Raw genomic sequence first — 26,373 nt, forward strand, 5'->3', positions numbered from 1 at the left:
GTTTTTCTCATTAATCACATACCACAATTTTAGGATGAACAAGCGAAAATGGACGGGATTGGTCAAATCTTTTCTCAATCTATTTCTTAAGTCTAAGTGTCCTCTTTGTCAGCGATCGGCCGCCGGAGAGTTTTGTGGGTACTGTCACAAGCAACTTCAGCGATGTCAGTTAGCCGATTCCGGTCGATTTTGGGATTCACAGCAGCGTGTTTTTGTGTGGGGCGAGTACGGCGGGACTCTCAAACGGGCGATCGCAGCTTTGAAATATGAAGGCAATCCGCAATTAGCCAAACCTCTCGGCGGCTGGCTGGCAGAAGCTTGGCTGAGTTTTCCCGAAATAGCCCTTGATAATCTAACAGTTGTACCGATTCCCCTGCACCCAGAAAAGCTCAAAGAGCGCGGTTTTAACCAGGCGGAACTGTTGGCTGAAAGTTTTTGCGAGCTGACGGGTTTGCCTTTGCAGCGGCACGGTTTGGAGCGGGTGAAAAATACTCAGGCTTTATTCGCTCTGACACCGCAGCAGCGAAAAGCTGAAATGAAAGATGCTTTAAGTTTGGGGAAAGATTTTCGGCGCCGTCTCCCCCGCGATCGAGTGCTGTTAGTTGATGATATTTACACTAGCGGTACTACGGTGAAGTCGGCAATTAAAACTCTGAAAGAGTCGGGAATTTCGGTTTACGGAACTGTGGCGCTTGCAACTCCTAATAAGCGCGATCGGTAAGCTGTTTTGCCTTTAACTTCAAACAGGTTCGTAGCGGACGCACTTGCAAGTCCGAAGAAACCGGGTTTCTACGAATATTTCTCGTCACTAAATGCAAAAACTCGTAGAAACCCGGTTTCTCGCCCCCGATGCGTAAGCCCTGAAACTATCGATGATTTGCTCACAAGTTTTTTTGGGAAAACGAAAGCAAGAAGACGCGAAGTACGCGAAGAAAGAGTAGAGAAGGAAGAGTGTTCAGGGTTGATTTAGAATTTTTGGAGGCTGGACATTCAGCGGAAAGTGCTTGCTGATGTTCCAGCGGCTGCCGTCGTGAAGCAGCAAAGTTAACGCCTCTGCGGTAAACTCAAAGTGGATCTCGCGCCCGGAAAATTCTAACCAAGCCGTTTGAAAATTCTCCTTTGTTAAATCGCGAAACGCTACAGTCATGTGCGGTACAAATGGGCGAGTCTGAGAAACTGGATGGACAATTCCCAAATTTGCCTCCAAATAACTCATCAAATCTCTTTGCATCTCCAGCAATTGGGGCGATTTCACGACATCAGCGTAAATGACGCGGGGCGCGAAAACCGCAAATCCTGATAGAGTAACGGGAATTGGCTGCCGGTTTGCCGAAAACCGCTTCAAACTTTCCTCTAATTTGGGAACATCCGCCCCTGGCCATTCAAAAGTAGGTTGTAGCGTGACGTGGGGCGGCGAGTTCAACGCACCGCGGCTGTTGTAGTGTTCCGCAAAATACAGTTTAATCTGAGTAATGTGGTTTTGAAGATCGTCCGGCGGCACTAAAGCAATAAAAAATCGCTGTTTTGACGGGTTCATAGGATAGCATCGCAGTGAGGAAGGAACGGTGGAGTACGGGCGATCGAGTATTTACTCAATGCGCCGTACCAAAAACCCCATTCCCAATCTACAATCCCAAATCCAAAATCTAAAATCTAAAATTTAAAATGCCTTGGTTTGTCAAAATTGAACAAGGAATTGTGGAAAAGCCTGTCTTTGACCAGTACGTGCCAGCTCACAGAGCTTATGTCCGAGATTTGATTTCTAAAGGACACCGAGCGAAAACTGGCTACTGGGCTAGGCGGGGCGGCGGTATGTTGATGTTTGAGGCGGGTTCGATGGATGAGGCGAAGGCGATCGTCGCTGAAGACCCTCTGGTGAAGAACGGTTGCGTTATTTATGAAATTTATCACTGGTGTGTGGTTGAAGAATAAATAACTGTGCTATACTCATAAATGAACTGGACCCACGCGATTCCAACGCCCAAATCTTGTCAGGACCGGAAGGTAGCAGCAACACGGGATGCTTGTAATAGGCGTGGTCTCCGGTTCACCCAGTTTTATGAGGTGTAGTTCCTATGCCTGGTTTCGGAGATATTTTACAAAAAGCAGTTTACCTTGGTGTCGGGCTAGCTTCCTACGCTGGTGAAAAAGCTGGCAGCAAGTTAACTGAATTGCGCACTGAAGCTCAAAAGCTGGCAGATGAACTGGTGAAGCGGGGCGAGATGTCAACGGAAGAAGCTCGTCGCTTTGTTGATGATATGGTGCAACAGGCTCAGCAGCAGCAACCGCCAGTAGAACCCGCTGGAGACAAAAAACCGGCTGAACCTCGGCGGATTGAAATTGTTTCTGAGGAAGAAGATGTTTCGGCAAAAGATGCTAAAGAAACTGGCGGCGTAGACAAGCTCCGCGAACAGGTGCAGAATTTACAAGATGAATTGCGGCGGCTGAAGCGCGATTAAGCTGAAAAATCTCGCACAGCAAAGCATGAAGGGAACTCAGGATCGTAATCTTGAGTTCCCTTTTTGAATATCTCCCAAGTCTGATGTGGATGAATATCGGGCATTAGGTAATAGAATGGTTCTGGATGCACTACCAACCAAGAAACCGGGTTTTTAAACTCTTATTGAGGGCGATCGGCAAGTATTTTCGTTTAAAAACCCGGTTTCTAGTCACCCGTGCTTCCTGGACTATAGAATTGAGAGTAGGTGCGATCGCTTCGCATGAGGCTGGCTGCACCTGTCTGTTAAATATTTTGCAATAACAACCTGTCAAATTCATGGAAGATTGGTCTAAAGATTTTTTTGAAGTAATGGAAAATGCTGTTTCTGAAGTAGAGCATTTTTTCACCGAGATCGGCGAAGAGTTTGTCGAAATGCTGGACGTTTTGGCAAAGATTTCGGAAGAGTTTACAGAACAAGTACAAAATAACCTGATTACTGAGGTTGACGGTTATTTTAATGAATTTGACGGTTATTTTAATGAATTTCTCGAACCCATAATTGAAATTTGCCGGGACTTCGACCCGGAGTTTGACGAGATAGATTTGTCGATGGTGACTTATGTAGACCCTTCGCCGACGCAGCATCCCGTTTGTCGCGGTTGCACTAACTATCACGGTCAAGTTTACGGCGGGAATTTGTTGGTTTGTGCGATGCACCCGAAGGGTGTGGAATCGGATAGTTGTCCTGATTGGGAAACTGACGGCGATGTGAATTTTTAAGAGTTTTTGAGGGTTTATTTGCTTATGTTAACGTCAATTGAGTCTCCCTCCAAGATTTCTCTGGAAGAGTTTTTGCTGCTACCAGAAACTAAGCCGGCTAGCGAATATGTTGACGGTCAAATTTATCAAAAAGATATGCCGCAAGGAAAACACAGTACGTTACAATTCGAGTTTCCATCTGTTATTAATCGAGTTGGTAAACCGCAGAAGTTAGCTTATGCGTTTCCAGAATTGCGCTGCTCTTTTGATGGACGTTCTATTGTTCCAGATATCGCAGTTTTCGAGTGGTCGCGCATTCCTCTGAATTCTCAGGGAAAAATTGAAAATAGGTTTGAAATTGCACCGGATTGGACAATTGAGATTTTATCGCCGGAGCAAAGTTCAACTCGCGTAATTAATAAGATTCTGTTTTGCCTCAAGAATCATACTAAATTAGGTTGGCTGATAGACCCGGAAGAAGAATTGGTAATTGTTTTTAAACCGCAGCAGGAACCTGAGATTAAAGAGAATGAAGATGTTTTACCCGTACTTGATGTGCTGTCGGATTTGCAATTGTCGGCGGCAAATTTGTTTGAGCTGTTAAGTTTTAGTTAGAAATGAGTTACAGTTGAATCGGGGTAATGTTGCATCTAACAGCATTTAAAGGTGAATCGCAATGGCGGCTAATCATGTGCAATCTGGGTTTCCGAGGATGCCGCCATCGCTGCAATTGCGGCAGTATCAGCAACAGGCGGTTGATAATTGGTTTGCCAATCAGGGACGCGGTACGCTGAAGATGGCGACGGGTAGCGGCAAGACGATTACTGCGCTGGCGATCGCCACTGAATTGTACAATAAAATTAACCTGCAAGTCCTGCTGGTAATTTGCCCGTACTGCCATCTGGTGAATCAGTGGGCGCGCGAATCGGAGAAATTTGGTTTAAAACCTATTTTGGCCTTTGATAGCGCCCGCAGTTGGCAAAATAAGCTGGCGGCGGGTTTGTATGAAGTGCGAGCCTCTTCGAGGGCTTCGCTAACTGGCGATTCCCTACGGGATAGCTGCGCTTCACGCGGATTTCTGACAATTATAACGACAAACGCCACATTAATGTTGGATAGCTTGCGATCGCAAATCCGCTATTTCCCAGAAAAAACCCTAATTATTGGAGACGAAGTTCACAACTTAGGCGCGCCCCGTTTAGGAGAAAGTTTGCCGCGCAATATTGGATTGCGCCTCGCCCTTTCCGCCACCCCAGAAAGACACTTCGACGAACAAGGAACCGAAGCTATTTTAGATTATTTCGGCCCAGTTTTGCAGCCCGAACTGACCTTAGCCGATGCCATCCGCCAAAAAGCATTAGTACATTATTTATACTATCCGATTTTAGTCGAATTGACCGAATCCGAAACCCGCAAATATTCCTACTTAACTAAAAAAATTGGCTGGGCGCTGTCGGGCGAGGAAAAAGTAGAACAAAATGATGCTTTAACAACCTTATTAATGCAGCGGGCTAGGTTGATTGGGGCGGCGGCTAATAAATTAACAGCGTTGCGAGAACTAATGATGCACCGTCTCGACACAGCCCACACTTTATTTTACTGCGGCGACGGCTCTATCGAAGCAGGTGCGCGCCGAAGTAACAACCGCCAACTCACAGAAACCGCGAAATTATTGGGTTCAGAATTAGGCTATCGAGTTAACACTTATACGGCGGCGACTCCGGTAGCAGAAAGAGAACGATTGCGCCAACAATTTGAAAGCGGAGAATTGCAAGGTTTAGTAGCAATTCGCTGTTTGGATGAAGGCGTTGATATTCCAGCAATTCGCAATGCTGTAATTTTAGCAAGCAGCAGCAATCCGCGCCAGTTTATTCAGCGCAGGGGACGAATTTTGCGCCCGCATCCGGGGAAGGAAAGGGCAACTTTATTTGACATGATTGTTATGCCTCCCGATTTGGGGAGAGAAACCTTAGAAGTTGAGCGCAACTTGCTGCGAAAAGAGTTGAGGCGGTTCTTGGAATTTGCCGATTTAGCTGACAATGCTGGGGAAGCTAGGGTGAAATTGCTGCAAATTCAGAGGCGCTATGGGCTGTTAGATATTTGACATTTATTCAGGTTCGGTTTATCTTAAAAAGATAGAATTATTTTATGGCAGTTTGAGTTGTTAGTTGAGTTTGCGATCGCGCGCCGACTTCAGAAACCCGGTTTCTTTGTAGATTTCTCGTGAGGGGAGAGCAAAACTCGTAGAAACCGGGTTTCTCCTCCTCTGCGTAACCCTGTAGCTTTTGATTTTTGCAATATAATAAGTAAATTCACCTAATTAAACGTCAAATACAGATAACTCAAAAGCAAACTCTATAAGCATTCTTCCTTCTATCCGTTACATCCGTTACATCCCGTACACTGCTCGTTGGCCGAACTTCCTTCTTCTTATGACTGAAAATCTGAATGAAAATCTGATTAGGGCTTTTAGATATGAAGATAGTGCGATCGCGCCCGTACCGATCGCCATTTTAGCAGAAAAGCGTTCGGGTTATCACACTGACAAAGATGTGAGCGACGTACAGCAACCAATTACGAGCGCGCCGCCGGAAGTCCGACAAATTATCGAGCAGGTATTGGAACTTGAAAAAGATAAACTTTACATGAAATCTCCGCGCTATATTAGCGATGACATTTTGAAAATCATTAAGGAAGCAATTGTATGAAATTGATTTCAATAGTTCTCTGCAATTTTCGGCAATTTTATGGCAAAAGTCCCGAAATAAAACTAGCCGGGGGCGAGAGAAATATCACAGTAATTCATGGCAATAACGGTTCGGGAAAAACAGCCTTAATGAATGCCTTTACCTGGGTGCTGTACGGAAAATTTAGTGCAGCTTTTGCTGCGGAAGAACACTTAGTAAACAAGCGCGCTCTTGCTGAAGCTGAAATGGGAAAAGCTGTAGGTTGTTGGGCAGAAATTGTGTTTGAACATGACAGCAAACGCTACCAAGCCCGGCGTGTTTGTCGCGCATATAAAACTGAAAATTCAGTAGAACACATCAAAGGCGAATTGTTCCTACAAGTAGCCAAAGATGACGGTCGCTGGATTCCAACAGCGCAGCATCCAGATGATATTATCGGACGAATTTTGCCAGAAAGTTTGCATCAATATTTCTTTTTTGATGGCGAGCGAATCGAGCAAATTGTACGGCATAATAAGAAAGCAGAAATTGCCGAAGCCACCAAAGAATTGCTGGGAGTAGAGGTGCTGAATCGCTCTATCAAACATTTAATAGATGCTAAAAAATCTCTGGAAACAGATTTAATCATGATTGGTGGTTCCGAAATAAAAAAACTCTTAAAAGAAAAACAAAACTTTCAAAAAGAAGCCGAGCAGCTTTCACAACGACAAGTAGAAATTCAGGTCGAATTAAATCATCAAGCTGAATTAAAACAAGCAGTTAATGCTGATTTGCTCGAACGCAAGGGTGCTGCTGAATTGCAAAAATTGCGAGACGAATTAGAAAGCCAACGAAGTTTATTTAAAGAAAAAATTAGTCAGGCTTCTGATTCCCTAAAACGAGCAATTTCTGGGCGCGGTTACACGATATTTCTGTCGGATGCGGCGGCTGAATTTAACTTAATTTTTGGTAATTTGCGGGAAAATGGCCAGTTGCTTTCCGGGATTGGGCGGCCGTTTTTGGAAAACTTATTAGCCCAGCAGCGGTGTATTTGCGGTGCCCAATTACCTCCCGGTTCAGAAGCGTGCGAAAATGTTAACGGTTGGATGGATAAAGCGGGTGTTGGCGATGTGGAAGAAACTACTATCCGAATTAGCGATCGCGTCAATGAAATTGATAGACAAGTGGCAGATTTTTGGGAGGAAATTGACCGCCAGCAAGCCAATATCAGCCGCGATAGAGCCGAACTTTCTCGGGTGGAAAATCAGTTAGATGATATTCACAGCAAGCTGAAAAATTTTCCTGACGGCGATGTCAGCCGCTTGCAAAAGCGCTTGGATGAAATTGAGGCAAAAATTGGTGAATTGCACCGGGAAACAGGCTCTAACCAGCAGCAGATTGAGAGTTTGAATGTGCAGGTGGCGGCTTTGGACAAGCAAATTGACAAGCAGCAACTGAACGAGCAAAGGCAAGTATTGGCCCAGCGCCGGATTGCTGCGACTCAGGATGCGATCGATCGTCTAACGGAAGTGCGATCGCGCTTAGAAAAACAGTTTTGTTCGCAGTTAGAAAAGCGAGTGCAAGATATTTTTAGTCAAATTTCTTTTACTCCGTACATCCCGAAGTTGAGCGATAAATACGAACTGACGCTAGTAGAAAATACGTCGGGAAAAGAATCTTTAGTAGCCGCTTCGACCGGAGAAAATCAAATCCTCAGTTTGTCGTTTATCGGCGGAATTATTGAGGGCGTGCGCGAGTGGAGTCAAAAGAATACTTTGATGGGCCCGGATAGCAGTACGTTTCCGATTGTCATGGATTCTCCCTTTGGCAGTTTGGACGAGATTTATCGGAAACAAATTGCGAATAAGTTGCCAAAATTGGCGAATCAATTGGTAGTTTTGGTAACGAAAACTCAGTGGCGCGGAGAAGTTGCTAGAGAGATGGAAAGCTGCATCGGTAAGGAATACGTGCTGGTGTACAATTCTCCGAAGGCTGATTGCGAAGAAGATGCGATCGACCTGGGCGGGATGCGCTATCCTTTAGTTAAGCGCAGTCCAAATGAATTTGAATATACGGAAATAGTAGAGGTGGATTATGGCTTCTAATTCGGTAATTACGCAGGTTTTGGAAACGGATATTTGGCTGAAAGCGACATGGGAAGAGTTTCTAGCCTTCGCTGACGATTCAGCTTGGGAAAAGGGCAAGTTTTATTATTATCAAGAACACATGAGGGTAGAAATGTCACCAATAGGGCCATTGCACGCGCGTCATAATTCAATTATCCCGTATGTAGTTATTCTGTTTGCTGCATTGAGAAATATCCGAGTAGTTCAATTTGCTAATGCCAGTTTCCGCAAAACAGGTATTCGTGAGTTTCAACCCGATCTAGCTTACTACATCGGTTCGGATTTGAGAGGGCCTCCTAATGATAGTAATTCACCTGTTAATTTGAATGAATACGATCCGCCTAATTTGATAATAGAAATTGGTGCATCTTCTTTTAGCGATGATTTGGGTAACAAGCGGTTGCTTTACGAAGATGCAGGAATTAGTGAATATTGGGTGGAACGTGCAAACACGCGGGAGGTTTTTGCCTTTGCGATTAATGGCGGAGGTAGCGGTAGAATTCAAGAGTCGCGGGTTTTGCCGGGGCTGGAAATTGCGTTAGTTGAGGAAGCTTTGAATCGAAGTCAAACTCAAGATGATGGGGAAATTAATCGCTGGTTGATTCAAACTTTTAGTCAAGGTTGAAGGAAGTTTGATGTGAAATTTGAATATACAGAAATAGTAGAGGTGGATGATGGCTTCTAGTTCGGCAATTACGCAGGTTTTGGAAACGGATGTTTGGGTGAAGGCGACGTGGGAAGAGTTTCTAACCTTCGCTGACGATTCAGCTTGGGAAAAAGGCAAGTTTTATTATTATCAAAAACACATGAGGGTAGAAATGTCACCAATAGGGCCATTGCACGCGCGTCATAATTCGATTGTTGCGAGAGTTGTCAATTTTTATACGGTTTTTAGAAATATCCGACTAATTGAGTTCATTAACGCGAGTTTCCGCAAAACAGGTATTGGCGAGTTTCAACCAGATATAGCTTACTACATCGGTTCCAATTTGAGAGTTCCTCCGGCTGACAATAATTCACCTATTGATTTGGATGAATACGATCCGCCTAATTTGGTAATAGAAATTGGTGCGTCTTCTTTTAGCGATGATTTGGGTAACAAGCGGTTGCTTTATGAAGACGCAGGAATTAGCGAATATTGGGTTGAACGTGCAAACACGCGGGAGGTTTTTGCGTTTGCAATTAATGGAGGAGGTAGTGGCAGAATTCAACAGTCGCGGGTTTTGCCTGGGCTGGAAATTGCGTTAGTTGAGGAAGCTTTGAATCGAAGTCAAACTCAAGATGATGGGGAAATTAATCGCTGGTTGATTCAAACTTTTAGTCAAGGTTGAAGGAAGTTTGACATGGAAAAAGAGTATCATAAGTTGGTGCGCGATCGCATTCCTGAAATTATTCGCCAAAGCGGGAATGAATGCGAGTTTGTCATTTTGTCCGATGCAGAATACCGTCAAGCTTTGCGGCAGAAATTGATTGAGGAAGCAGCGGAAGCGGCGGCGGCGGATCGGGATGATTTGGTGGCGGAATTGGCGGATTTACACGAGGTGATGGATGCGCTGATGGCTAGTTTTGGCATTTCGGGCGATCGACTTTTGGCCGAAAAAACCAAGCGCCAGGAAGCCAGAGGAGGTTTTACCAAAAAAATCATGTTATTGCGGACAAAGAAACCGGGTTTCTGAGTTGATATGTTTCGGGCTGACGCATGGGGCCAGAAACCCGGTTTCTATGAGTTTTGAGTTGAGGAATCCACAATATAGGAAGAAACCGGGTTTCTGAGATTATTAAGTTATTACCAGATGTATAATTGTTAAAAATTACATATTCATCCCAATGGCTGCTAACAGAATTAGAATTGCTAAAGACAAAGCCGATTTAGTCAAATCCTTAACTTTATCGGATAACAACTCCGGGCCTTTTCAGACTTACGCCGATGTCATCGCCTTCGCCGCAGCCTTGGGAAATCACCGGAAAAAGCGAGCGCCCTTGGGGGAAATTTCTAAACGCGAACCCGGTGCGATCGACGTTGATATTTTTGTATCGAGGGGTTACGATATGGCGATTAAGTTAATTGCGATCGCCGAAACCAAAAATCCTCAAATTCTCTCCCATCTCGACGAACAATTGGAAGCCGAACGCTTGCATATTTTTGAAGAATATGCTAACGGCGGGCTGGAGGTATTGCGAGAAGAGTTTCGGGGTGCGGCCGATTATACCGATCGCCTTTTGTTGTTCTTAATTTCGGAAAGAGACAATCAACATCGGTCAAATGAAGAGTTTGATTTAAGCAAGTTCTTATTTTAATAGGTTCTCAATGAAGCACATACCAACAGATATAATCAATAGAGCTTTAACGCAATCTATAAAATTTCTCGCTTACAGCTACTCAGCATTTATTATCTGCTATTTCCTGCTGAGATTAATCTTTTGGGATCGGCTGTCGAGTGTTGCCTTGATTAGCACTTTTCTGCCCTTAATTCTCTTCCCAACTTTCCTGCTTCCCATCATCGGAGTCTCAATCATCAAAAAAAGATGGTTCTCGATTATTTCGGCGATCGCCTGCATTTTCCTAATAAGTTGGCTGCACATTAAATACTTTTCTCCAGCACCAATCAACAGCACAGATTCGCAGCCCCGACTCAAAATTTTATCCCATAACGTCGGCTGGTATACAACACAGTCACCAACTTTAGTTAAACTAATTGAACGGGAAAAACCAGATCTTATATTTTTACAAGAAATCGTTCAGAAACATACTCAAAGAGCTTTCACTTGGTTAAAAACAGAGTATCCCTATCAAATTGGCACTCCCCCGGTAGGAATTCTCAGTAAATATCCCATTGTATCCAGCGAAATACTGCACTTAGCAGGCCATCCAGAAACGCAGCAGCGGGCAATTATTAAATTTAACCACCAAGAAATAGTCATTTATAATATGCAAGCTACCGGGCCGTGGTTTAAAATATATAAAAAATGGCGTTTTCTAAAAATTCCCGTTTACAAATATGGCAAACGATCGCCTGAGATTCAAGATTTAGTGCAGCGAGTCGAGAAAGAAACTCTGCCAGTAATTGTCGCGGGCGACTTCAATATGACAGACGAAACTCAAGACTACTATAACGTGCAAAAAGTCATGCAAGATTCTTTCCGAAAATCGGGGTTTGGGTTTGGTTTTACCTGGCCTCACGGTTGGGAACTTAAGTTTTTGGTAAAAAGCTCTAATTTGAGACTAAATTATCCCGTTTGTCGGATTGATTATATTTGGTATTCCCAGCATTGGGGTGCTAAATCGAGTTCGGTTTTGGAAGCAACGGAGTCCGATCATTTGCCTGTGGGAGCAGAATTAGTTTTGTTGAAACCACGTAATAGTTAAGTTTAATTTAATGTATTAGTGAATTCTTTCCTAGAGTTATATGTTAAAATAACTATGAGGTGGAATGATTAACCCCAATGCCTACTGCTGCCCAGCTAGAGAGTTTATATCGCATCTGTTATCAACTGACTTACACAATGCTTCAGCCCATACATCTTGTTTGTGTTGACGAGCGAACTCGTAACGTATACATATTGGCTGGGTATGATGAAGAGCTTGAGTTCCAAATTTTACCCAATGGGGAGTTTGCTGATGAGCCAAGTTAACTATAACGAAATGTCGAATACTGAATTGAAAAAGTATTTTCTCAAACATCGAGGCGATCGAGCCGCTTTTCAGGCGTACTTAGACAGAATCAATCAGCATCCGCTGAGGATTATTGCAAGTCCCGGCGATCCTGATTTTGATGAGAAAGTTCAAGCCGCAATTCGCCAAAAGTTAGAGGCGGCAAAAAATAGTAGCAGCAGTTAGCCATCTAACAATTAAAATACTGTCGGCGCTTGAAAGTTTGTGAGAACAAGAGGTACACCCCATGCAAATTACCCTCACCATTCCTGAATATTTAGAACAGCAGCTTCTGGAGAAGGCTAGCCAACTCAACCTGCCGATCGAAACCCTGATTTTGCAATCCCTAGGTCAACTATTTGAAGAAGACAAAGACGAGCCATCTAAAGAAGATATCCTCAACAGCCTCCTGATTGCGCTTCAGGAAGTAGAAGAGGGCAAAGTTCATCCGATCGCAGAACTTTGGGATGGTATTGATGTCTGAACTATCATTATTCAGGTTCTATTGTCAGCTCAATTGAGGAACTACCACCTACTTTTAAAAGTATCAATTTAACAAGATTTTACTTTTGAAGCTAATCAATACCAGTCTGCAATCGCGAGTCCCGAAATTCTAGAAAATTCCTTGACATTGTGGGTAACGAGAGTGCCTTGAAGGGCTACGGCTGTCCCTGCAATCAAAACATCGATGGGGCCGATGGGAGTACCTTGTTGATCCAACTGGGCGCGAATTATAGCAGCCGCAAGAGCAGCATCGCTATCGAAAGCAATAACGCTAACTCGGCTCAAAAGTTGCTGAAGTTGTTGAGTGCGTTTGGCTGGCGAATTGGATTTAGCAATGCCGACTTGCAACTCAAAAATAACGATCGCAGAAACGACTATTTCCTGGGGAGAAACATTAGCAATGTTTTGAGCAACTTGTCCCTGACCTTTGAAATAGTAGATCAAGGTGTTTGTATCCAAAACGTACATTTACAAACTCTCCCGCAAAATGTCTTGTCCAGATTCAGCACGAATATCCTCGATAGATGGAAAATCTTTTCCCCAAGTTCCAGCCAGGGAAAAAACAAATTCAGCCCAAGGAATCGGAGAGTCTACGGTGTCTGTTTGTTGATTCGCGCTCAAATGCTTAGCACAGACGAATTCAGCGAAAGTGAGGATTTCACTAGCTTGGTCTTTGGGAAGGATTTTGGCGATCGCATAAATCTGTTCAGCGATGGTCATAACCTGGTTCTAGGTAAGGTGCAGATTCAATTATACAAAATCTATTTGCTTCCTGCTTTATCAGTATTCCCCGCTGTGGACTTTTTGGCCAATAAAAATTAGGTAAGGACAGGCGGCAATCCCACCTCTTTCGGATGCACAAACCTGGCATTAAAACTAACAGCTTTATCCTCAAAAGTCCTCGCTTGGGCCACCGCTTGCCGCAAATGAGCCCGATCCATATCGTCCTCAATGCCCGCCACCAAATATACAATTAACTTTGCCGCTAACTCCCTTCCAGAAACTAGCATTCGCTTTTTGTTCGGATCGTACAAAATCCCGTACCACGCAGACTCAGGATTGTCCATGTGGCTGAAACCTTCATCCACATCGTACTTGCGAAGTTTGTCGAAAACAGATTTCAGCGAAAGTTTCTTTCTAAATACTAGAATTCCCAAAGCATTAGCTAAAGCAATTTGACCGACTGGACGGAACAAAATATTTCCCTCGCCCCCCGGCTTTTCAAAACTAAATCGGCGCAATTCTGCTGTTTCTTCGCCGCTTTCAATTCTTTGATAGCTGGGCAAAGTTGCTAAATGATCGAACAATTTCTTAAACTCTTCTATTCCCTCTTTCAGTTCCTGATCTTCGGGACGCATGGGAATTAAACCTTTTCTTTCCGGCTTCCAATGGGGGAATTTGTATTCTAAATACCGTTGGGCCATATCTTGCAGCGCTTGCAATGTGGTTAACACTGTTGATTTGGCTGCGACTGTGGCGCTGTCCCAATTAACGCGGGGATTTCTATCTTCTTGTTCTTTTAATAAGGGATGGGTGACGGCAATTTTGCGGGCGCAAATCGCAAATCCGTTATCTTCGTTCAATAATGCTAGCTGTCCCTGACTCAGCGTTACCGCCATTAAGTTAACGTGCACAAAGATCGATCGCACGCGCCGCTGTGCTTGCTGCCGAGTTTCCCCAGCCACCGCCGCCGGGATAAACTCAATCCCGATTTTTTCGTGAGCTAATTTATACACTGTTTCGGGGTCAATTTGATACTCTTGGGCTAAATCTTCGAGGGTAATTGCATCGCCGACAGGTTTTTTATTTTTGTTATATCTTTGCAGGATTCCGGTTTTAATTAAACTCATTAAACCTTGAACTCCCATCAGCCGGTGCTGACCGTCTAAGGCAAAAATCGAGACTTTTTGAGATACATCCAACAGCCCTAAGTTCTCGTTTTTATCAAAAGATATGAATTCAGCGGCTGATTTAGTCGCGACGCCGTTTTTATCCCATTCCTCAGCGTGAGGATTGTCTACCCACGGGGGACTGACGACTACTAAAACTGCGGGGAATTTGTGGGATTTTCGGGCGGCCAAATATTGAGTGAGGGCGGTTTGGCGCGACCAATCTAAGGGGCGCTGAATAATTTCGTCAATGGTTTCGTCGTCGCGGACGATGTTGTTGGTTTGGAGGTCGAACTTTTGCCGGAAAAGCGGCATTTGCGAGGCGAAACGGACGCGGGAGTCTAACCATTCTAGGGTGACTGAACCGATGTATGCTTCGCTGTTTCCCATCTGGGTTTTTTGTACGAAAATGCGATCGTCCTTTCCTAAATAATTATCTAATAAAAGTGCGATTTCCTGTCTTTCACGATTTTCTTTTTCCAAAAACTGAATAGCGAGGTCAGCCGCTGAGTTGGTAGTCATTCGCAGTTTTTATATAATTTACCTATTTTTTCAAAAATATCATGAGTTAAAATTTATGTCAACTCTTGTTTTTTTAAAAAGTATGTGAAATACTAAAAATAGCTACCCGATGCAATTATCATAAAATGTGTTATTTGTCAATAGATGATTGGCGATCGGTCTTGATGCAGGTGTGTCGGGGTATCATGCGCCACCGTCGGGGCCCGCCAGGGGTTGAAAACCCGCCACCATCCGGGCCCGACAGGGGTTGAAACCCCTGTCTCATAGCGAAAGTCGTCTAAAGACGACTGAATATGGATAAATGTCGAGATTTTCAGTCGGTTAAAACCGACTTATGCTATGAGACGGGGGTTTAAACGAACGGCGGACTTTCGGGTAAGCGATGGGTTTAAACGAACGGCGGACTTTCGGGTAAGTGAGTTAATTGCCGATCGCCCTTGCTTCATATTTATCTGCGGCTTCACAAAAAAATATGTCTACTCCTTCCTTTGAATACATTTTGCCGGTCATCCGGGGAATTCAAGCGGGCCGCGAATATTACGTATCGATGTGTCCGGTGCGTTTTTTGCCGAAATTGTTCCCCTTAGACTCTGAAGAATTGCCGCCGTCTCTGCGGGCAAAACGCGCGCTTAACCATGCTAGGATTCCCGAAATTGCTGATTATTTTGTCAAGAATTCGGGGAATTACACTTGTGGGGCGATCGCCGCTTCTATTGATGCGGATATTACTTTTGAATCTGTGGGAAATGATGCCCAGGAACGCAAAATCGGTTGCTTGCGAGTGCCGATGGATGCTAAATTTACTATTAATGACGGACAGCACCGGCGCGCGGCTTTTGAAATAGCTTTGCAGGAAAATCCGCAGTTGGGATACGAGACTGTGGCGCTGATTTTGTTTCTGGATATTGGGTTGGAAAATTCGCAGCAAAAGTTTGCCGATTTGAACAATTTTCAAGTTCCTTTGGAGTCGTCGCTAAGTCTACTTTACAATCACCGGGGCGATTCGGCTTTTGTGCTGAAGGCGGTTGTTAAGCAGGTTGAGGTGTTCCGCTGTTTGACTGAGATGGAGAGGGGGAGTTTGAACGGGCGATCGCCCAAATTGTTTGCGCTAAGTGCGATCGATCGTGCTATCATAGGTTTCCTGTCCAACATCCACAGCAGCAAACACGCGAAACCCCCTCGTTACCGCGCCACAAAACAGGAAAAAGAGGCAGAACTTGCTCAGCAAATACAACAGGCGGTTAGTTATTGGAATGCGGTCAGCAGTTTTATTCCTGATTGGCAATTAGTTCTGCACAAGCAAGTTGCGGCGGGGGAAATGCGCCGGGATTGCGTGCACTGTCACAGTGTGGTACTGGAGAGTTTGGGGGAAGTTGGGGCTGTTTTGCGATCGGTTTTTCCCGATCGTTGGGAGGAACATTTGAGCCTTTTGCAGCAGGTTGATTGGTCGATTTCTAATCCTGATTGGGAGGGAGGTATTTTGTTGAAAGGGGGGATTTCTAAGTCGAGGGCGAGTGTTAGTTGGATGACTGATTATTTGAAAAAGCGGCTGGGTTTAACAACCGCAGATGAACGCGGATGAACGCGGATTTATCAATCTGGTTTGTAGTTGCAGCGTCAAAATACTACCCGCATAGCTAATTAAAATAGCGCCGAAATGGTTCTGCCAGAATCCCCAGAATTTGGTCGAGCTGAGTAATAAAATATTCAGTCAAATCAATTTTCAACAACTGATCTTCTAAAATTAGGAATTTCCAGTTTGTACCCGTTGAAACTGCTCCGTAAATCGCAGATTGTTCTTGCCCTTTGCGAGCATTAAATATCTGAGCCGCAGCCATCTGAGCCGCACACTGTCCCAATCCTATTCTAATATCGTTGTCTTTTGCTTCGACTAATGTCAAGACTGGGGCAGTCACCAATGATTGATTGCTCGACGCACTGAGGAGAAAGTCACAAGCGCCGGTTAATCCTTTGGTTTCTTCGACATTAAATGTGTTGCCTGAAAAGTAGCCGATTTGATTGTTGAAGGTGCGCCGTATTTCGAGTAGAATGGGAGTGATGATTAATTCCGACCGAGCTTTTTCGGTGCTGATACTTGAGGCTAAGTCTAAGGTTTCGTCTAGGGTTTGCTTGAGGCGTTCCGAAGGTGCGATCGGGGTAATTTGGCTGAATAAGTGGGGAATGTCTTCAACGGTTAGATCCAGGGTTGAGACGGCTTGGTCGATCGTTTTGAAGTCGCTGTAGGACATATTAGATTTTTTTGGGGGGTGGGAAAGATGATTTTTTGAACCGCAGATGCACGCGGATGAACGCGGATAGTGATATCATTATCTCCTGTTTAGATCGGGAAATTACATTTTAGTCTGCTGACAATGCTTAAATTTCTGATTTCGGCGTTATGGTTGTGCCATTGGGCGCTTAACTCTCTGTTCCAAATAGTGTAAAATTTGAGGTTAGATTGTATTTAATTAGAACGGGAGGACAAAATGAGTAGGGGAGAAGAGTCTGAAAATAAGAATTTAGCTTATTATCGCAAATGTTTTGCGGAACTTAATGTCAGTCGTACACGCCAACGTGGCAACGCTCATCATAAGCCAATATTACTCTTGTCAGTCATCGACCTAATTGCTCAAGGAATAATTAAAGATAATAAAATTTATGTTTCAGATGATTTGGTTAAAACATTTAACAAGTATTGGGATGTCTTAGGTTCTGACTCTCACCAGCGTGGTTTGCACTATCCATTTTGGCATTTGGAAAGCGATGGATTCTGGCATAACACACTTAAGTCTGGATTTAATGGTTCAAAACCTAAAACAACCAACAAGCTAAGAGAAGCTGTAGAATACGCGAGTTGGGATCGTGAATTATTCCATTTACTCCAAGATCAAAATTCTCGCTCGGAATTAATAGATACACTGGTAGCTGTATGGTTTTCATCAAATAAGGATGATCTCGGAGATATTTTGCAAGTCAATCAAGACTTTGAAAATTTTGTTCAGACACAAACAGAAATATCAGACACAGCAGGGAATATTGACTCTGAACCGAGGTTCTATTTAACTAAATCGGCTGTTAGAAATGCTGTTTTCAGGAAAGCCGTAGTACATATATATGATTACAAATGTGCATTGTGTCGATTAAAAGTAATCAGAAATCTCACTCAAAATATTGTAGATGGCTCACACATTAAGCCATTTTCAAAGTTTTATGACAATCAAATTAATAATGGGATATCATTGTGTAAAAATCATCATTGGGCTTTTGACCAGGGTTGGTTTGCTATAGATGACAATTATAGAATTATCGTCGCTAATGACTTAGAAGAGGAATCGCCAAATGCCAGGACTATGAAAGACTTTCATAGTGAAAATATTCTGTTGCCAACTTTAGACCAATATCTACCAAGACTTGAATCGCTACAGTGGCATCGGCTGAATGTATTTAGAGCATAATGACCTCACTAAATTTACAAACACGACAAAAGTAATGCAAGCACCACTCGTTTCACCTCGTAATGTTCCAGACTTAGTGGAAGAAATAGAAAAATTAAGTAAAGAAATCAAGGACTTATATTGCTTAGATGATATACCTTGGGTTGTAGGATATTCAGGTGGCAAAGATAGCACTACCGTAGTGCAGCTTATCTGGTATGCAATCGCAGAATTGCCACCTGAAAAAAGAACGAAAACAATCTATGTAATTACAACTGATACACTGGTAGAAAACCCGATAGTTTCTACTTGGGTGCGTCACTCATTGAAACAGATGAAGTCTGCTGCCATAGAACAACAGCTCCCAATAGAACCTCATCTGCTTTATCCAGATATTAAAGATACTTTCTGGGTAAACTTGATGGGCAAAGGCTACCCAGCACCGAGAAATGGGTTTCGCTGGTGTACTGAACGCCTAAAAATCCTTCCTTCTAATCGGTTTGTTCGTGATGTGGTGAGAATTAATGGGGAAGTGATTTTGATATTGGGTACTCGCAAAGCTGAAAGTATTAAACGCGCTATTTCAATGGAGAAACATGAAATCGGTCGCATGAGCGATCATTTAAATGATAATTCTAATTCCATTAAATCTCTACTTTATCAGAGTCCTAGTCTGCCTAATTCTCTAATTTATAGTCCGATTGAAGATTGGCGAACAGATGAAGTTTGGATTTATTTGAATCAGTGGTCAAATCCTTGGAAAAATAGCAACAAAGATTTGTTTACTATGTATCGAGGTGCAACAGCAGACAATGAATGTCCTTTAGTTGTCGATACTTCTACGCCGAGTTGTGGCAGTTCTCGCTTTGGTTGCTGGGTTTGCACAATGGTAAACCAAGATAAATCTATGCAGGCAATGATTTTAAATGATGAGGAAAAAGAATGGATGCAGCCTCTCCTGGATATTCGCAACGAATTAGACATTAAAGACGATCGCCCGAAAAGAGACTTCCGCCGCATCTACGGTAGAGTAGAACTGTTTGAACGCAACATGGGCGACGACAAAACCTCCGTCGAACCCATCCCCGGCCCGTACACCAAATTCTGGCGGGAACACTGGCTGAGACGAGTCTTAGAAGCACAAACTAAAATCCGCAAAACCGCACCCCTAGAAATGCGCGACATCACCTTAATTACCCCGGAAGAACTCAGCGAAATTCGCCGAATTTGGCTGGAAGAAAAACACGAATTCGACGACAGTTTGCCCCGGATTTACGAAGAAGTCACGGGCGAACCTTTTGCAGATTCCCGCCCAGCCGCCGAAAGAAAACTCCTCGGTAGCGACGAATGGACTGCGATCGCAGAAATTTGCAGCGAGGACGAAATGCACCTGGAATTGATGGCAAAACTCCTCGATACAGAACGCCAATATTACACAAAACCCCGCCGTACAGGCATTTACGCCGATTTGGACAAATGCTTTGAAACCAGTTCGCGATCGAAGGAGGAAGCCATTGGTAACGCCCACTACCAACGCAACTTAAAAACAGCGGTGGAAGCTGTGAAAGCAAATCCGACTGAGAAAATTCAACAAGTCAAAAGTGCGATCGCCCAAACCAACACTTCCGCCAAAAACGAGACCGTCGATATTGCCAAACTCAAACAAGAACTTGAAAGCAACAGCAATCAAGGGAAGCAGCTATCTTGGGCGGATATTAAATATTCTACTCCAGATGTAGGAGAGAAAAATAGCAAAGATTAGCACGCAACCGCCTGCGGTTAAACCCCAAACTTGTTGACAGCCACTTTGTGCGATCGCATATAATGGTTGTCAACTAACCGCAGCATTACCAAACCCTCATCGTTTAAATTACCCAATTTTTACGACCATGATAGATCCTAATATTCCCCATCAGGATATGACATACAGCATCATCGGCTGTGCAATGAGAGTACACCGGAGGACGCAAAAAGGTTTAAGAGAAAAACACTACCAAAGAGCCTTTGATGCAGAAATGCTGAAATCCGGTATTACAACAGAAATGGAATATCCCAGACAAATTTACGACGGTCAAGTTTGGATGGGAATCCTCTATCTAGACCATTGGGTCAATGAATGTATTGTAGTAGAGGATAAAGCCGTAAATTATCCAATGACCGACAAAGACCAAGCTCAAATCATAGCTTACTTAGCAGCTACAGGAGCGAAAGTAGGTTTATTTATAAACTTTGGTCGCAGCAAATTAGAATATCGCCGCATTCTCCCACCAAAATCCGTACAAGGTTGGCAAAAACACATTCAACCATACTTGTGGCGGCCCAGAACAAGTGGCAGAGGTTGGATGAGGGGAAGTTCAGGATCGTATGAAGAAACAGATGCCGAACTCCCCTTACCTCCCAGCATTGGGCCCCAAAACCAGGAGGAAGATTCAACCGATGTAATTGATTGGTAGCAAGGGGGGAAGCGGTTAGCAACGGATTCGGTAACGGATGTAACGGATGTAACGGATGATTAGCAACGGATTCGGTAACGGATGTAACGGATGATTAGTCACTGATTAATTATCAAATCTAATTCCTTCCTAATATTTTCCCACCAACCAGCAACCCATCCCTTAAATCCGTTACTTGCATCCGCTGCTAACCGCCCCCCCCACCAGCAACCCATCCGTTAAATCCGCTACTTGCATCCGCTGCTAACCGCCCCCCCACCAACCAGCAATTCATCCCTTAAATCCGTTACTTGCATCCGCTGCTAACCGCCTCCCCCACCAACCACCAACCAACAACATCTACAATGCAATTCCTCGAACTCGTCCTCAAAAACTTCGGCCCCTATGCAGGCACCCAAACCATCAATCTCCGCCCCGAAAAAGACGGAAATCCCTGCCCAGTCATCCTATTTGGCGGCATGAACGGCGGCGGCAAAACCACCCTCATAGACGCCATTCGCCTCGCCCTCTACGGCGGCCGCGCCCAATGTTCCACCAGAGGCAATTTAAGCTACAGCGACTTCCTCAATCAATCCATCAACCGCCACACTCCTGCATTAGAAGATACCCGCGTCGAACTAACCTTTGAACAAGTCCAAGACGACCACTTAACTCAATTTAAAATTGTTAGATACTGGAAAAAACTTGATATTAAAGATAGCCTCAGCATTCTTATATACAGCGAAATAGTCAAGGATTGGTGGTCAGACAAAGCAATTACTAACACCTGGGACGAATACATCGAAACTCTTTTACCAGTCGGAATATCCAACCTGTTTCTGTTTGACGGCGAACAAGTAAAAGAACTCGCCGAACTCGAAACTCCGCCCGAGTTTGTCGTCGGGGCGATTAAATCTCTGCTAGGTTTAGAATTAGCAGAACGCCTCGCCGTCGATTTAGAAATTTTAGCCGGCCGCAAGCGCAAAGAAATTGCTGGCAAAAAAGACTTGGCAGCTTTAGAAAAAATTGAACAAACTTTTCAGGAAATTACTGCTGAGAAAGAACTGGCGATCGAAAAACAAGCCAGCCTTAAAAATGAATTAGAAAAAGCTCAAAAAAACCAGCAACAAGCATCAGACAAATTTATTTATCAAGGCGGAAAAATTGCTGCCGATCGCAGTCAACTAGACAGACAGCTAAACGACTACAAAGATCGGGCAGACAAAACCCGTCTAGCCATGATGGAGTTGGCATCAAATACGCTACCCCTAGCCCTAATTGCGCCCCTGCTAAGTGAAGCAAAAACCCAAGCCGAAACCGAAGCCGGCCAGCAGCAAGCAAAGATTGCCCAAAATGTTATCAAACAAAGAAGCGATCGCCTCCTCAACTACATCGCAGAAATCTCCTTAAATGCCCAACAGCTAGATAAAATCCAAGACTTCATCCGCCAAGAAGATCGAGAACTCGAACAGCAAGCCGGAACCGACACCCCGCCCTGGATGAACGCCAACAACGACAACATCCAGCAACTAGAAAATCTCCTCAGTTACCAAATCAAAGCCCAGCAAACTCTAGCCGCCCAACAAATAGCAGAAATCACAAACATCGAAACAGAAATCGACTTCACAGACAGAGAACTCGCCGCCGCCGCTTCCCCCGAAGCTTACGAGAAACTAGAATCCGAGGTCAGGAATGCTCAAAAAGCAGTCGCCATTGCAGCCGCAGCCTTGGAATCAGCCGATCGCCAGATCGCAGAATTAGACAAAGAATTAGCCAAAACCCAGAAACAACTAGAAAGCTACAGCAGCGAATACATTACCATCAGAAACAGCCAACACGTCATCGCTTCGATCGCGAAAGCACAAAATACCCTCAAACTCTTCAAAGAAAAACTCACCCTCAAAAAACTCAACAAACTCGAAATAGAGATTACCGACTGTTTTCGCTACCTCTTGCACAAAACCGACCTGGTGCACAGAGTTGCGATCGACACTGACACATTTAGCCTCTCAATTTACGATCCAGAAGGCAAACTGGTACCCAAACACCGACTTTCGGCAGGTGAAAAACAATTGCTGGCGATCGCCTTTTTGTGGGGATTAGCCCGAGTATCCGGGAGACAGTTACCAGTTGCGATCGACACTCCCTTGGGCCGCCTCGACTCATCCCACAGAAACAACCTAGTCGAACGGTATTTTCCCTCAGCCAGCCACCAAGTCATCCTGCTTTCTACCGACACGGAGATTAGCCAAACAGAATATGATAAGCTGCAAGAATTAGAGGCGATCGCCCACAGCTACTTACTTAAGTATGATTCTACTAAGCGTCAGACTACTGTCGAAGAAGGTTATTTTTGGTAAAATCTATGATAAACATCCTGCAAGCGCAAGCCGTAAACCTCCGCGACCTCATCGATAAATTTGGCATTCAGTTAGTTGAAGATGAGCAATTTTTTCGTGAATGGCAAGATGATCTCCCCGAACTCACTGACTTAGACAAGCAACTTCTAGACAAAGTAAAAGTAGGTTACATCAACTTGCTAAATTACCCGCCTTTGCTAGAAAATGTTATTCGCATGGCCGTACTAGATCCGATGCTTTTTATCGGGGATTTTTACTTAGCCCCATTTTACGTTAAAGCGGAAACATCTGTAGAAATTGTCAGCGAAGATGAGGGAACTATCATCCGAGGAAAGATGGATACCTTAGTATTAAAAGACCAATTCTGGGTGATGGTTATCGAATCCAAAAAAGCTGGATTTTCTATTGAAGAAGGACTTGCACAAATCCTTGCTTATATGCTATGTAACCCTCACCCAAATAAACCCAGCTATGGTCTTATTAATGCTGGAGGAAGCTTCATATTTGTTAAATTGGTGAAGGCAGAAGTACCCCTATATGCTTTGTCTGACCCCTTTGATATTCGCAGACGGGGTAATGACTTGTACACCGTTCTCAAAATTATGAAACGTCTGAGTCAATTAGTAATTTTACCAGCAGAGGGCTAAAAAAATGGAACCACCAGTCGATCGCATTTGCCTCTCTCAAACAGCCAAAGACCAACTATCTAAACTGAAACGATCGACTAAAATCGATCGGTGGAACGTCCTGTGTCGGTGGGGATTTTGCCGATCGCTCGCCGAACCCAGCATCCCATCCCCAGTACCCATTCCCAGCGACAGCAATGTCGAACTAAGCTGGGATGTATTTGGTGGCGAGATGGCGGACATCCTGATAATTGCGCTCAAGCAGCGGTGTTACCAAGATAATTTGGGCACGGAAAAAGAAACTCTCGCGAAACAGTTTCGCCTGCATTTGCATCGAGGTATTGGCTATTTAGCTGGCGATCCGAATATTAAGAAGGTTGAAGATTTGGTGGCGATCGCTCTAGAGCCTGAGAAATTGAGAAATTAACTAGCTGTTGACTGTTGACTGTTGACTGTTGACTGTTGACTGTTAAGCAACCCCAAACAAGTATTTGAGTAAAAGTAGGGTGCGTCGCCTCCGACAATCCCGGCTATTGACAGCGATTTAGTAGCGACGCACCCTACCATCATTCAGGGGGCGAGTAACAAGGCTGTGGTATGATATGAGTCTCAATTGTTGGCTGTTGTGGCGCAGGATTTTATAGGAAAGTACGTATTTAATTTGATAGAATAGAGGTTGGAAAGAAGTGGAAGTTTGAAAGTAATAATTTAGGAGTTCCATCGGGCGATCGTTCAATTCAACAATCTCACAATAGGAACATTTTTCAAATTGCAGTTAAAGCAAACTGTCACTTTCTCGGCTGTTGCGATCGCCCCCTCGCCCCACCCCCCCAAACCCAACTAAATCAAGGGCGATCGACCCCCAAAAAACAGACAATCCCACAACTGTCAACCCCCAACTTGATAAGTTTCTCCCTCTTCCCTCTAACTAATGACTAATGACTAATGACTAATGACTAATGACTTCCTTCGCCAACAACGGGAAAAAATGACCCACAGGCCCTTGACCTTCCCCAATATCTAAAGCATATTTGAGGGCAGTAGTAACATAATCTTTAGCTAATGTTACCGACGAAAACAAATCTTTACCTAAAGCCAAATTAGCCGCGATCGCAGCACTCAAAGTACAACCAGTCCCGTGAGTATTCCCAGTATCAACAGTCTCAACTTTCAAAGTCTCTAACTGCGTACCGTCAAACCAAACATCTATTCCCCGCAAATCTCCCGACATTCCGCCACCTTTGACTAAAACAGCTTTCGCGCCCGATCGATAAATCTGTTGCGCCACAGCCTTCATGTCATCTAGAGAAACAATTTCTAAATCGCTCAAAATCTCAGCCTCAAACCGATTCGGAGTTACCAGGGCCGCCATTGGAATCAAATTATCCCGCAAAAATGCGATCGCCCCGTCGTCAATCAGTCGATCGCCCGATCGCGATACCATTACCGGATCGACTACCAAGTTCCCTATTCCCAAACTTTCCACCTGTGAAGCCACCGCCACCATAATTTCCCGATTCAGCAGCATCCCAGTCTTCACAGCATCCACCCCAATATCTCCAACCACCGCCTCAATTTGAGCCGCCACAGCCTCCGCAGACAAAGCATCCACCCGCGTCACCCCCAAAGTATTTTGAGCCGTCACGCAAGTCAAAGCACTCGTACCGTGCACGCAGTGAAATGCAAAAGTCCGCAAATCCGCCTGAATTCCGGCCCCACCGCCGCTATCGGAACCCGCGATCGTCATTGCAACTGCTATCCTTGATTTCTTAATCTCCGGCATAATTATTGTTAGGGTTTTATTTCTATTACCGCTTCAGTCATTCCCAGAAATTTTTGTGCTTGTTCCGTAATACCAAATAGCCGATCGCCGTGACAAAAAATTTCCCAGGCGCGAATTCCCATAAAACCAATACCTGCAACCGCCAAGGGCACCGCTGCGGCACCTAAAACCCCAGCAATGGGGGGAAATATCATACAGAGTGTTAACAGAATCGCGGTAATCGCACCGCCAGCAATACCAGCTTTAGCGGTGGCTGCGGCGACTTGTTGCACTAATTGTGACTGAGTAATTTTGCCTTCAACGCACAACAGCGAGTTTTCTAAGATGGAAAATACTAACTCAATTACTGCTGCTGCGATCGCCCCTTTAACTGCGGCCCCAACGATTTCCGCAACCGCCGCCTTAAAAGCAGCATCCGCTAAAACTTGTTTAGCGACTGCTAATTCTTCGACAGTCATATCTGCACCACCGCGGGCGCGATTCACCCAAAAATCTTCAAAAATCCCGTTAGCAGCTTCATCGCCACCTCCATTGACGCGGGCTTGAATGTGACTCCAATCTTTATCTTGACAAAAGTTGCGAATTGCTTCCGGGCCTTGGGCGCGAATTTGGGCGGGAATGGATTCAAATACTTTTGCTGCTTCTTGAACATTTCGCATTCCATCGCGCACACCAGCCCTAGCAAATTTAAATTGCAGATTTCTTGGCAGATTCTCAAAACGGATGTTGTGCGCGACTTTGAAAGCTTCTTCAGTTGCGATCGCCCCAGCACTAACAATTGAACTTGGCGCTGATTGTACCCACGCCGTTACTAAAGTTGCATTTTCCTGAACTTTACCAGCTATTTCGTTAGCTAAGTTCTGGGTATCGGTAACAGTTTGTTGTACTTTTATAGTTAAAAATTCGAGCGGATTCTGGTTAATTTCCATCTTGCTCCAGCCTGCATCGTTAATGATTCAATTATTCTGACTATAACATTTCTCTGCCCTAGTTATTCTTCGGAATCTTCCAGTCTCGCGTTGCGCGGACTTTGTTTGTGGAGCATCGGAATTCCATTCGGCGGTTATCTTCGTGGCGTTTTGTTTGTGTAGGCCCGAATTCCCTTCGGCGGTTATCTTCGTGGCGTTTTGTTTGTGTAGGCCCGAATTCCCTTCGGCGGTTATCTTCGTGGCGTTTTGTT

The 26,373-nt window shown here is 44.4% G+C and carries 31 protein-coding genes and 1 other RNA gene; 24 read left to right on the forward strand and 8 right to left on the reverse strand.

Annotated elements, in window-relative coordinates:
- Window positions 1-34: 34 nt before the first annotated feature.
- Complete coding sequence (locus QUB63_RS31095; protein WP_332949231.1) at window positions 35-721, forward strand: ComF family protein; 687 nt, start codon at window positions 35-37, stop codon at window positions 719-721.
- Between the two features lie 234 nt (window positions 722-955).
- On the opposite strand, the gene QUB63_RS31100 is transcribed toward QUB63_RS31095, so the two are convergent.
- On the reverse strand, window positions 956-1,537 hold the full coding sequence (locus QUB63_RS31100) for a 2'-5' RNA ligase family protein (RefSeq protein WP_332949232.1): 582 nt from the start codon (window positions 1,535-1,537) through the stop codon (window positions 956-958).
- A gap of 128 nt (window positions 1,538-1,665) precedes the next feature.
- Here QUB63_RS31100 and QUB63_RS31105 point away from each other — a divergent pair, with 128 nt between their 5' ends.
- The 16 genes from QUB63_RS31105 (at window position 1,666) to QUB63_RS31175 (ending at window position 12,127) form a co-directional block, all read left to right on the forward strand.
- The gene (locus tag QUB63_RS31105) at window positions 1,666-1,932 is read left to right on the forward strand and encodes a YciI family protein (protein ID WP_293131564.1); all 267 of its coding nucleotides are present in this window, start codon (window positions 1,666-1,668) and stop codon (window positions 1,930-1,932) included.
- A gap of 23 nt (window positions 1,933-1,955) precedes the next feature.
- Window positions 1,956-2,052: signal recognition particle sRNA small type (gene ffs / locus QUB63_RS31110), an RNA gene on the forward strand.
- A gap of 23 nt (window positions 2,053-2,075) precedes the next feature.
- Window positions 2,076-2,459 (forward strand): phasin family protein, encoded by a 384-nt coding sequence (locus QUB63_RS31115; protein WP_332949233.1) that lies wholly within the window; start codon window positions 2,076-2,078, stop codon window positions 2,457-2,459.
- Window positions 2,460-2,776: 317 nt separating this feature from the next.
- On the forward strand, window positions 2,777-3,220 hold the full coding sequence (locus QUB63_RS31120; RefSeq protein WP_332949234.1) for a hypothetical protein: 444 nt from the start codon (window positions 2,777-2,779) through the stop codon (window positions 3,218-3,220).
- A 24-nt stretch (window positions 3,221-3,244) separates the two neighbouring features.
- Entirely contained in the window at window positions 3,245-3,814 is a 570-nt protein-coding gene (locus QUB63_RS31125; protein WP_332949235.1) for a Uma2 family endonuclease, read from the forward strand.
- A gap of 61 nt (window positions 3,815-3,875) precedes the next feature.
- Window positions 3,876-5,303: a DNA phosphorothioation system restriction enzyme gene (locus QUB63_RS31130; protein WP_332949236.1), complete on the forward strand. Its 1,428-nt coding sequence runs from the start codon at window positions 3,876-3,878 to the stop codon at window positions 5,301-5,303.
- A 328-nt stretch (window positions 5,304-5,631) separates the two neighbouring features.
- Window positions 5,632-5,907 (forward strand): hypothetical protein, encoded by a 276-nt coding sequence (locus tag QUB63_RS31135; protein WP_332949237.1) that lies wholly within the window; start codon window positions 5,632-5,634, stop codon window positions 5,905-5,907.
- Window positions 5,904-7,970 (forward strand): AAA family ATPase, encoded by a 2,067-nt coding sequence (locus tag QUB63_RS31140; protein WP_332949238.1) that lies wholly within the window; start codon window positions 5,904-5,906, stop codon window positions 7,968-7,970. The genes QUB63_RS31135 and QUB63_RS31140 overlap by 4 nt, the downstream gene beginning before the upstream one ends.
- A complete protein-coding gene (locus tag QUB63_RS31145; protein WP_332949239.1) occupies window positions 7,960-8,616 on the forward strand; it encodes a Uma2 family endonuclease in 657 nt (218 codons plus the stop codon). The genes QUB63_RS31140 and QUB63_RS31145 overlap by 11 nt, the downstream gene beginning before the upstream one ends.
- A gap of 46 nt (window positions 8,617-8,662) precedes the next feature.
- Window positions 8,663-9,322 (forward strand): Uma2 family endonuclease, encoded by a 660-nt coding sequence (locus QUB63_RS31150; RefSeq protein ID WP_332949240.1) that lies wholly within the window; start codon window positions 8,663-8,665, stop codon window positions 9,320-9,322.
- A 12-nt stretch (window positions 9,323-9,334) separates the two neighbouring features.
- Window positions 9,335-9,667: a nucleoside triphosphate pyrophosphohydrolase gene (locus QUB63_RS31155; RefSeq protein ID WP_332949241.1), complete on the forward strand. Its 333-nt coding sequence runs from the start codon at window positions 9,335-9,337 to the stop codon at window positions 9,665-9,667.
- A 151-nt stretch (window positions 9,668-9,818) separates the two neighbouring features.
- Window positions 9,819-10,289, forward strand: a complete 471-nt coding sequence (locus QUB63_RS31160; protein ID WP_332949242.1) for a DNA phosphorothioation-associated protein 4 — start codon at window positions 9,819-9,821, stop codon at window positions 10,287-10,289.
- Between the two features lie 10 nt (window positions 10,290-10,299).
- Window positions 10,300-11,358 carry an endonuclease/exonuclease/phosphatase family protein gene (locus QUB63_RS31165; RefSeq protein ID WP_332949243.1) on the forward strand — a complete coding sequence of 353 codons (1,059 nt, stop codon included), beginning with the start codon at window positions 10,300-10,302 and terminating at the stop codon, window positions 11,356-11,358.
- 77 nt (window positions 11,359-11,435) lie between these two features.
- Entirely contained in the window at window positions 11,436-11,624 is a 189-nt protein-coding gene (locus QUB63_RS35190) for a DUF6888 family protein (RefSeq protein WP_442921882.1), read from the forward strand.
- Window positions 11,611-11,829 carry a DUF6887 family protein gene (locus tag QUB63_RS31170; protein WP_332949244.1) on the forward strand — a complete coding sequence of 73 codons (219 nt, stop codon included), beginning with the start codon at window positions 11,611-11,613 and terminating at the stop codon, window positions 11,827-11,829. The genes QUB63_RS35190 and QUB63_RS31170 overlap by 14 nt, the downstream gene beginning before the upstream one ends.
- A 61-nt stretch (window positions 11,830-11,890) precedes the next feature.
- On the forward strand, window positions 11,891-12,127 hold the full coding sequence (locus QUB63_RS31175; protein ID WP_332949245.1) for a hypothetical protein: 237 nt from the start codon (window positions 11,891-11,893) through the stop codon (window positions 12,125-12,127).
- Window positions 12,128-12,222: 95 nt separating this feature from the next.
- Here QUB63_RS31175 and QUB63_RS31180 read toward each other — a convergent pair whose 3' ends face one another.
- The 3 genes from QUB63_RS31180 to QUB63_RS31190 form a co-directional block, all read right to left on the reverse strand.
- Window positions 12,223-12,615, reverse strand: coding sequence for a type II toxin-antitoxin system VapC family toxin (locus QUB63_RS31180; protein ID WP_332949246.1), 393 nt, complete (start codon window positions 12,613-12,615; stop codon window positions 12,223-12,225).
- A complete protein-coding gene (locus QUB63_RS31185; protein ID WP_293190650.1) occupies window positions 12,616-12,867 on the reverse strand; it encodes a DUF2281 domain-containing protein in 252 nt (83 codons plus the stop codon).
- A gap of 98 nt (window positions 12,868-12,965) precedes the next feature.
- Window positions 12,966-14,558: a DGQHR domain-containing protein gene (locus QUB63_RS31190; protein ID WP_332949247.1), complete on the reverse strand. Its 1,593-nt coding sequence runs from the start codon at window positions 14,556-14,558 to the stop codon at window positions 12,966-12,968.
- Window positions 14,559-15,030: 472 nt separating this feature from the next.
- Between QUB63_RS31190 and dndB the strand changes: the two genes are divergently transcribed.
- The gene (gene dndB, locus QUB63_RS31195) at window positions 15,031-16,140 is read left to right on the forward strand and encodes a DNA sulfur modification protein DndB (RefSeq protein WP_332949248.1); all 1,110 of its coding nucleotides are present in this window, start codon (window positions 15,031-15,033) and stop codon (window positions 16,138-16,140) included.
- A gap of 55 nt (window positions 16,141-16,195) precedes the next feature.
- Here the strand turns inward: dndB and QUB63_RS31200 are convergent, their stop codons facing one another.
- Window positions 16,196-16,807 carry a hypothetical protein gene (locus QUB63_RS31200; protein WP_332949249.1) on the reverse strand — a complete coding sequence of 204 codons (612 nt, stop codon included), beginning with the start codon at window positions 16,805-16,807 and terminating at the stop codon, window positions 16,196-16,198.
- 237 nt (window positions 16,808-17,044) lie between these two features.
- On the opposite strand from QUB63_RS31200, the gene QUB63_RS31205 reads away from it, so the two are divergent.
- The 6 genes from QUB63_RS31205 (at window position 17,045) to dndE (ending at window position 23,837) form a co-directional block, all read left to right on the forward strand.
- The gene (locus QUB63_RS31205) at window positions 17,045-18,013 is read left to right on the forward strand and encodes an HNH endonuclease (protein ID WP_332949250.1); all 969 of its coding nucleotides are present in this window, start codon (window positions 17,045-17,047) and stop codon (window positions 18,011-18,013) included.
- Window positions 18,014-18,047: 34 nt separating this feature from the next.
- The gene (gene dndC, locus QUB63_RS31210) at window positions 18,048-19,754 is read left to right on the forward strand and encodes a DNA phosphorothioation system sulfurtransferase DndC (protein WP_332949251.1); all 1,707 of its coding nucleotides are present in this window, start codon (window positions 18,048-18,050) and stop codon (window positions 19,752-19,754) included.
- A gap of 127 nt (window positions 19,755-19,881) precedes the next feature.
- Window positions 19,882-20,445 carry a GxxExxY protein gene (locus tag QUB63_RS31215; RefSeq protein ID WP_332949252.1) on the forward strand — a complete coding sequence of 188 codons (564 nt, stop codon included), beginning with the start codon at window positions 19,882-19,884 and terminating at the stop codon, window positions 20,443-20,445.
- Between the two features lie 344 nt (window positions 20,446-20,789).
- The gene (gene dndD / locus QUB63_RS31220) at window positions 20,790-22,784 is read left to right on the forward strand and encodes a DNA sulfur modification protein DndD (RefSeq protein ID WP_332949253.1); all 1,995 of its coding nucleotides are present in this window, start codon (window positions 20,790-20,792) and stop codon (window positions 22,782-22,784) included.
- Window positions 22,785-22,789: 5 nt separating this feature from the next.
- On the forward strand, window positions 22,790-23,431 hold the full coding sequence (locus QUB63_RS31225; RefSeq protein ID WP_332949254.1) for a restriction endonuclease subunit R: 642 nt from the start codon (window positions 22,790-22,792) through the stop codon (window positions 23,429-23,431).
- Window positions 23,432-23,435: 4 nt separating this feature from the next.
- Entirely contained in the window at window positions 23,436-23,837 is a 402-nt protein-coding gene (dndE, locus tag QUB63_RS31230) for a DNA sulfur modification protein DndE (protein ID WP_332949255.1), read from the forward strand.
- 522 nt (window positions 23,838-24,359) lie between these two features.
- On the opposite strand, the gene thiD is transcribed toward dndE, so the two are convergent.
- The 3 genes from thiD to QUB63_RS31245 all read right to left on the reverse strand — a co-directional run.
- The gene (gene thiD, locus QUB63_RS31235; protein WP_332949256.1) at window positions 24,360-25,193 is read right to left on the reverse strand and encodes a bifunctional hydroxymethylpyrimidine kinase/phosphomethylpyrimidine kinase; all 834 of its coding nucleotides are present in this window, start codon (window positions 25,191-25,193) and stop codon (window positions 24,360-24,362) included.
- Window positions 25,194-25,201: 8 nt separating this feature from the next.
- Window positions 25,202-26,122: a hypothetical protein gene (locus QUB63_RS31240; RefSeq protein ID WP_332949257.1), complete on the reverse strand. Its 921-nt coding sequence runs from the start codon at window positions 26,120-26,122 to the stop codon at window positions 25,202-25,204.
- A 58-nt stretch (window positions 26,123-26,180) separates the two neighbouring features.
- A partial coding sequence (locus QUB63_RS31245) for a hypothetical protein (protein WP_332949258.1) occupies window positions 26,181-26,373 on the reverse strand: 193 nt, incomplete at its 5' end.

Source organism: Microcoleus sp. ARI1-B5 (genome assembly GCF_036705795.1).
Classification (GTDB): domain Bacteria; phylum Cyanobacteriota; class Cyanobacteriia; order Cyanobacteriales; family Microcoleaceae; genus Microcoleus.

Coding starts and splice junctions, on each gene's coding strand:
- QUB63_RS31225 (WP_332949254.1), top strand. CDS start 22,790: ATGATAAACATCCTGCAAGCGCAAGCCGTAAACCTCCGCGACCTCATC.
- QUB63_RS31200 (WP_332949249.1), bottom strand. CDS start 16,807: ATGTCCTACAGCGACTTCAAAACGATCGACCAAGCCGTCTCAACCCTG.
- QUB63_RS31205 (WP_332949250.1), top strand. CDS start 17,045: ATGAGTAGGGGAGAAGAGTCTGAAAATAAGAATTTAGCTTATTATCGC.
- QUB63_RS31140 (WP_332949238.1), top strand. CDS start 5,904: ATGAAATTGATTTCAATAGTTCTCTGCAATTTTCGGCAATTTTATGGC.
- QUB63_RS31160 (WP_332949242.1), top strand. CDS start 9,819: ATGGCTGCTAACAGAATTAGAATTGCTAAAGACAAAGCCGATTTAGTC.
- QUB63_RS31175 (WP_332949245.1), top strand. CDS start 11,891: ATGCAAATTACCCTCACCATTCCTGAATATTTAGAACAGCAGCTTCTG.
- QUB63_RS31120 (WP_332949234.1), top strand. CDS start 2,777: ATGGAAGATTGGTCTAAAGATTTTTTTGAAGTAATGGAAAATGCTGTT.
- QUB63_RS31115 (WP_332949233.1), top strand. CDS start 2,076: ATGCCTGGTTTCGGAGATATTTTACAAAAAGCAGTTTACCTTGGTGTC.
- QUB63_RS31165 (WP_332949243.1), top strand. CDS start 10,300: ATGAAGCACATACCAACAGATATAATCAATAGAGCTTTAACGCAATCT.
- QUB63_RS31180 (WP_332949246.1), bottom strand. CDS start 12,615: ATGTACGTTTTGGATACAAACACCTTGATCTACTATTTCAAAGGTCAG.
- QUB63_RS31095 (WP_332949231.1), top strand. CDS start 35: ATGAACAAGCGAAAATGGACGGGATTGGTCAAATCTTTTCTCAATCTA.
- QUB63_RS31105 (WP_293131564.1), top strand. CDS start 1,666: ATGCCTTGGTTTGTCAAAATTGAACAAGGAATTGTGGAAAAGCCTGTC.
- QUB63_RS31170 (WP_332949244.1), top strand. CDS start 11,611: ATGAGCCAAGTTAACTATAACGAAATGTCGAATACTGAATTGAAAAAG.
- QUB63_RS31150 (WP_332949240.1), top strand. CDS start 8,663: ATGATGGCTTCTAGTTCGGCAATTACGCAGGTTTTGGAAACGGATGTT.
- dndE (WP_332949255.1), top strand. CDS start 23,436: ATGGAACCACCAGTCGATCGCATTTGCCTCTCTCAAACAGCCAAAGAC.
- dndB (WP_332949248.1), top strand. CDS start 15,031: ATGTCTACTCCTTCCTTTGAATACATTTTGCCGGTCATCCGGGGAATT.
- dndC (WP_332949251.1), top strand. CDS start 18,048: ATGCAAGCACCACTCGTTTCACCTCGTAATGTTCCAGACTTAGTGGAA.
- QUB63_RS31100 (WP_332949232.1), bottom strand. CDS start 1,537: ATGAACCCGTCAAAACAGCGATTTTTTATTGCTTTAGTGCCGCCGGAC.
- QUB63_RS31145 (WP_332949239.1), top strand. CDS start 7,960: ATGGCTTCTAATTCGGTAATTACGCAGGTTTTGGAAACGGATATTTGG.
- dndD (WP_332949253.1), top strand. CDS start 20,790: ATGCAATTCCTCGAACTCGTCCTCAAAAACTTCGGCCCCTATGCAGGC.
- QUB63_RS31185 (WP_293190650.1), bottom strand. CDS start 12,867: ATGACCATCGCTGAACAGATTTATGCGATCGCCAAAATCCTTCCCAAA.
- QUB63_RS35190 (WP_442921882.1), top strand. CDS start 11,436: ATGCCTACTGCTGCCCAGCTAGAGAGTTTATATCGCATCTGTTATCAA.
- QUB63_RS31135 (WP_332949237.1), top strand. CDS start 5,632: ATGACTGAAAATCTGAATGAAAATCTGATTAGGGCTTTTAGATATGAA.
- QUB63_RS31155 (WP_332949241.1), top strand. CDS start 9,335: ATGGAAAAAGAGTATCATAAGTTGGTGCGCGATCGCATTCCTGAAATT.
- QUB63_RS31240 (WP_332949257.1), bottom strand. CDS start 26,122: ATGGAAATTAACCAGAATCCGCTCGAATTTTTAACTATAAAAGTACAA.
- QUB63_RS31190 (WP_332949247.1), bottom strand. CDS start 14,558: ATGACTACCAACTCAGCGGCTGACCTCGCTATTCAGTTTTTGGAAAAA.
- QUB63_RS31130 (WP_332949236.1), top strand. CDS start 3,876: ATGGCGGCTAATCATGTGCAATCTGGGTTTCCGAGGATGCCGCCATCG.
- QUB63_RS31215 (WP_332949252.1), top strand. CDS start 19,882: ATGATAGATCCTAATATTCCCCATCAGGATATGACATACAGCATCATC.
- thiD (WP_332949256.1), bottom strand. CDS start 25,193: ATGCCGGAGATTAAGAAATCAAGGATAGCAGTTGCAATGACGATCGCG.
- QUB63_RS31125 (WP_332949235.1), top strand. CDS start 3,245: ATGTTAACGTCAATTGAGTCTCCCTCCAAGATTTCTCTGGAAGAGTTT.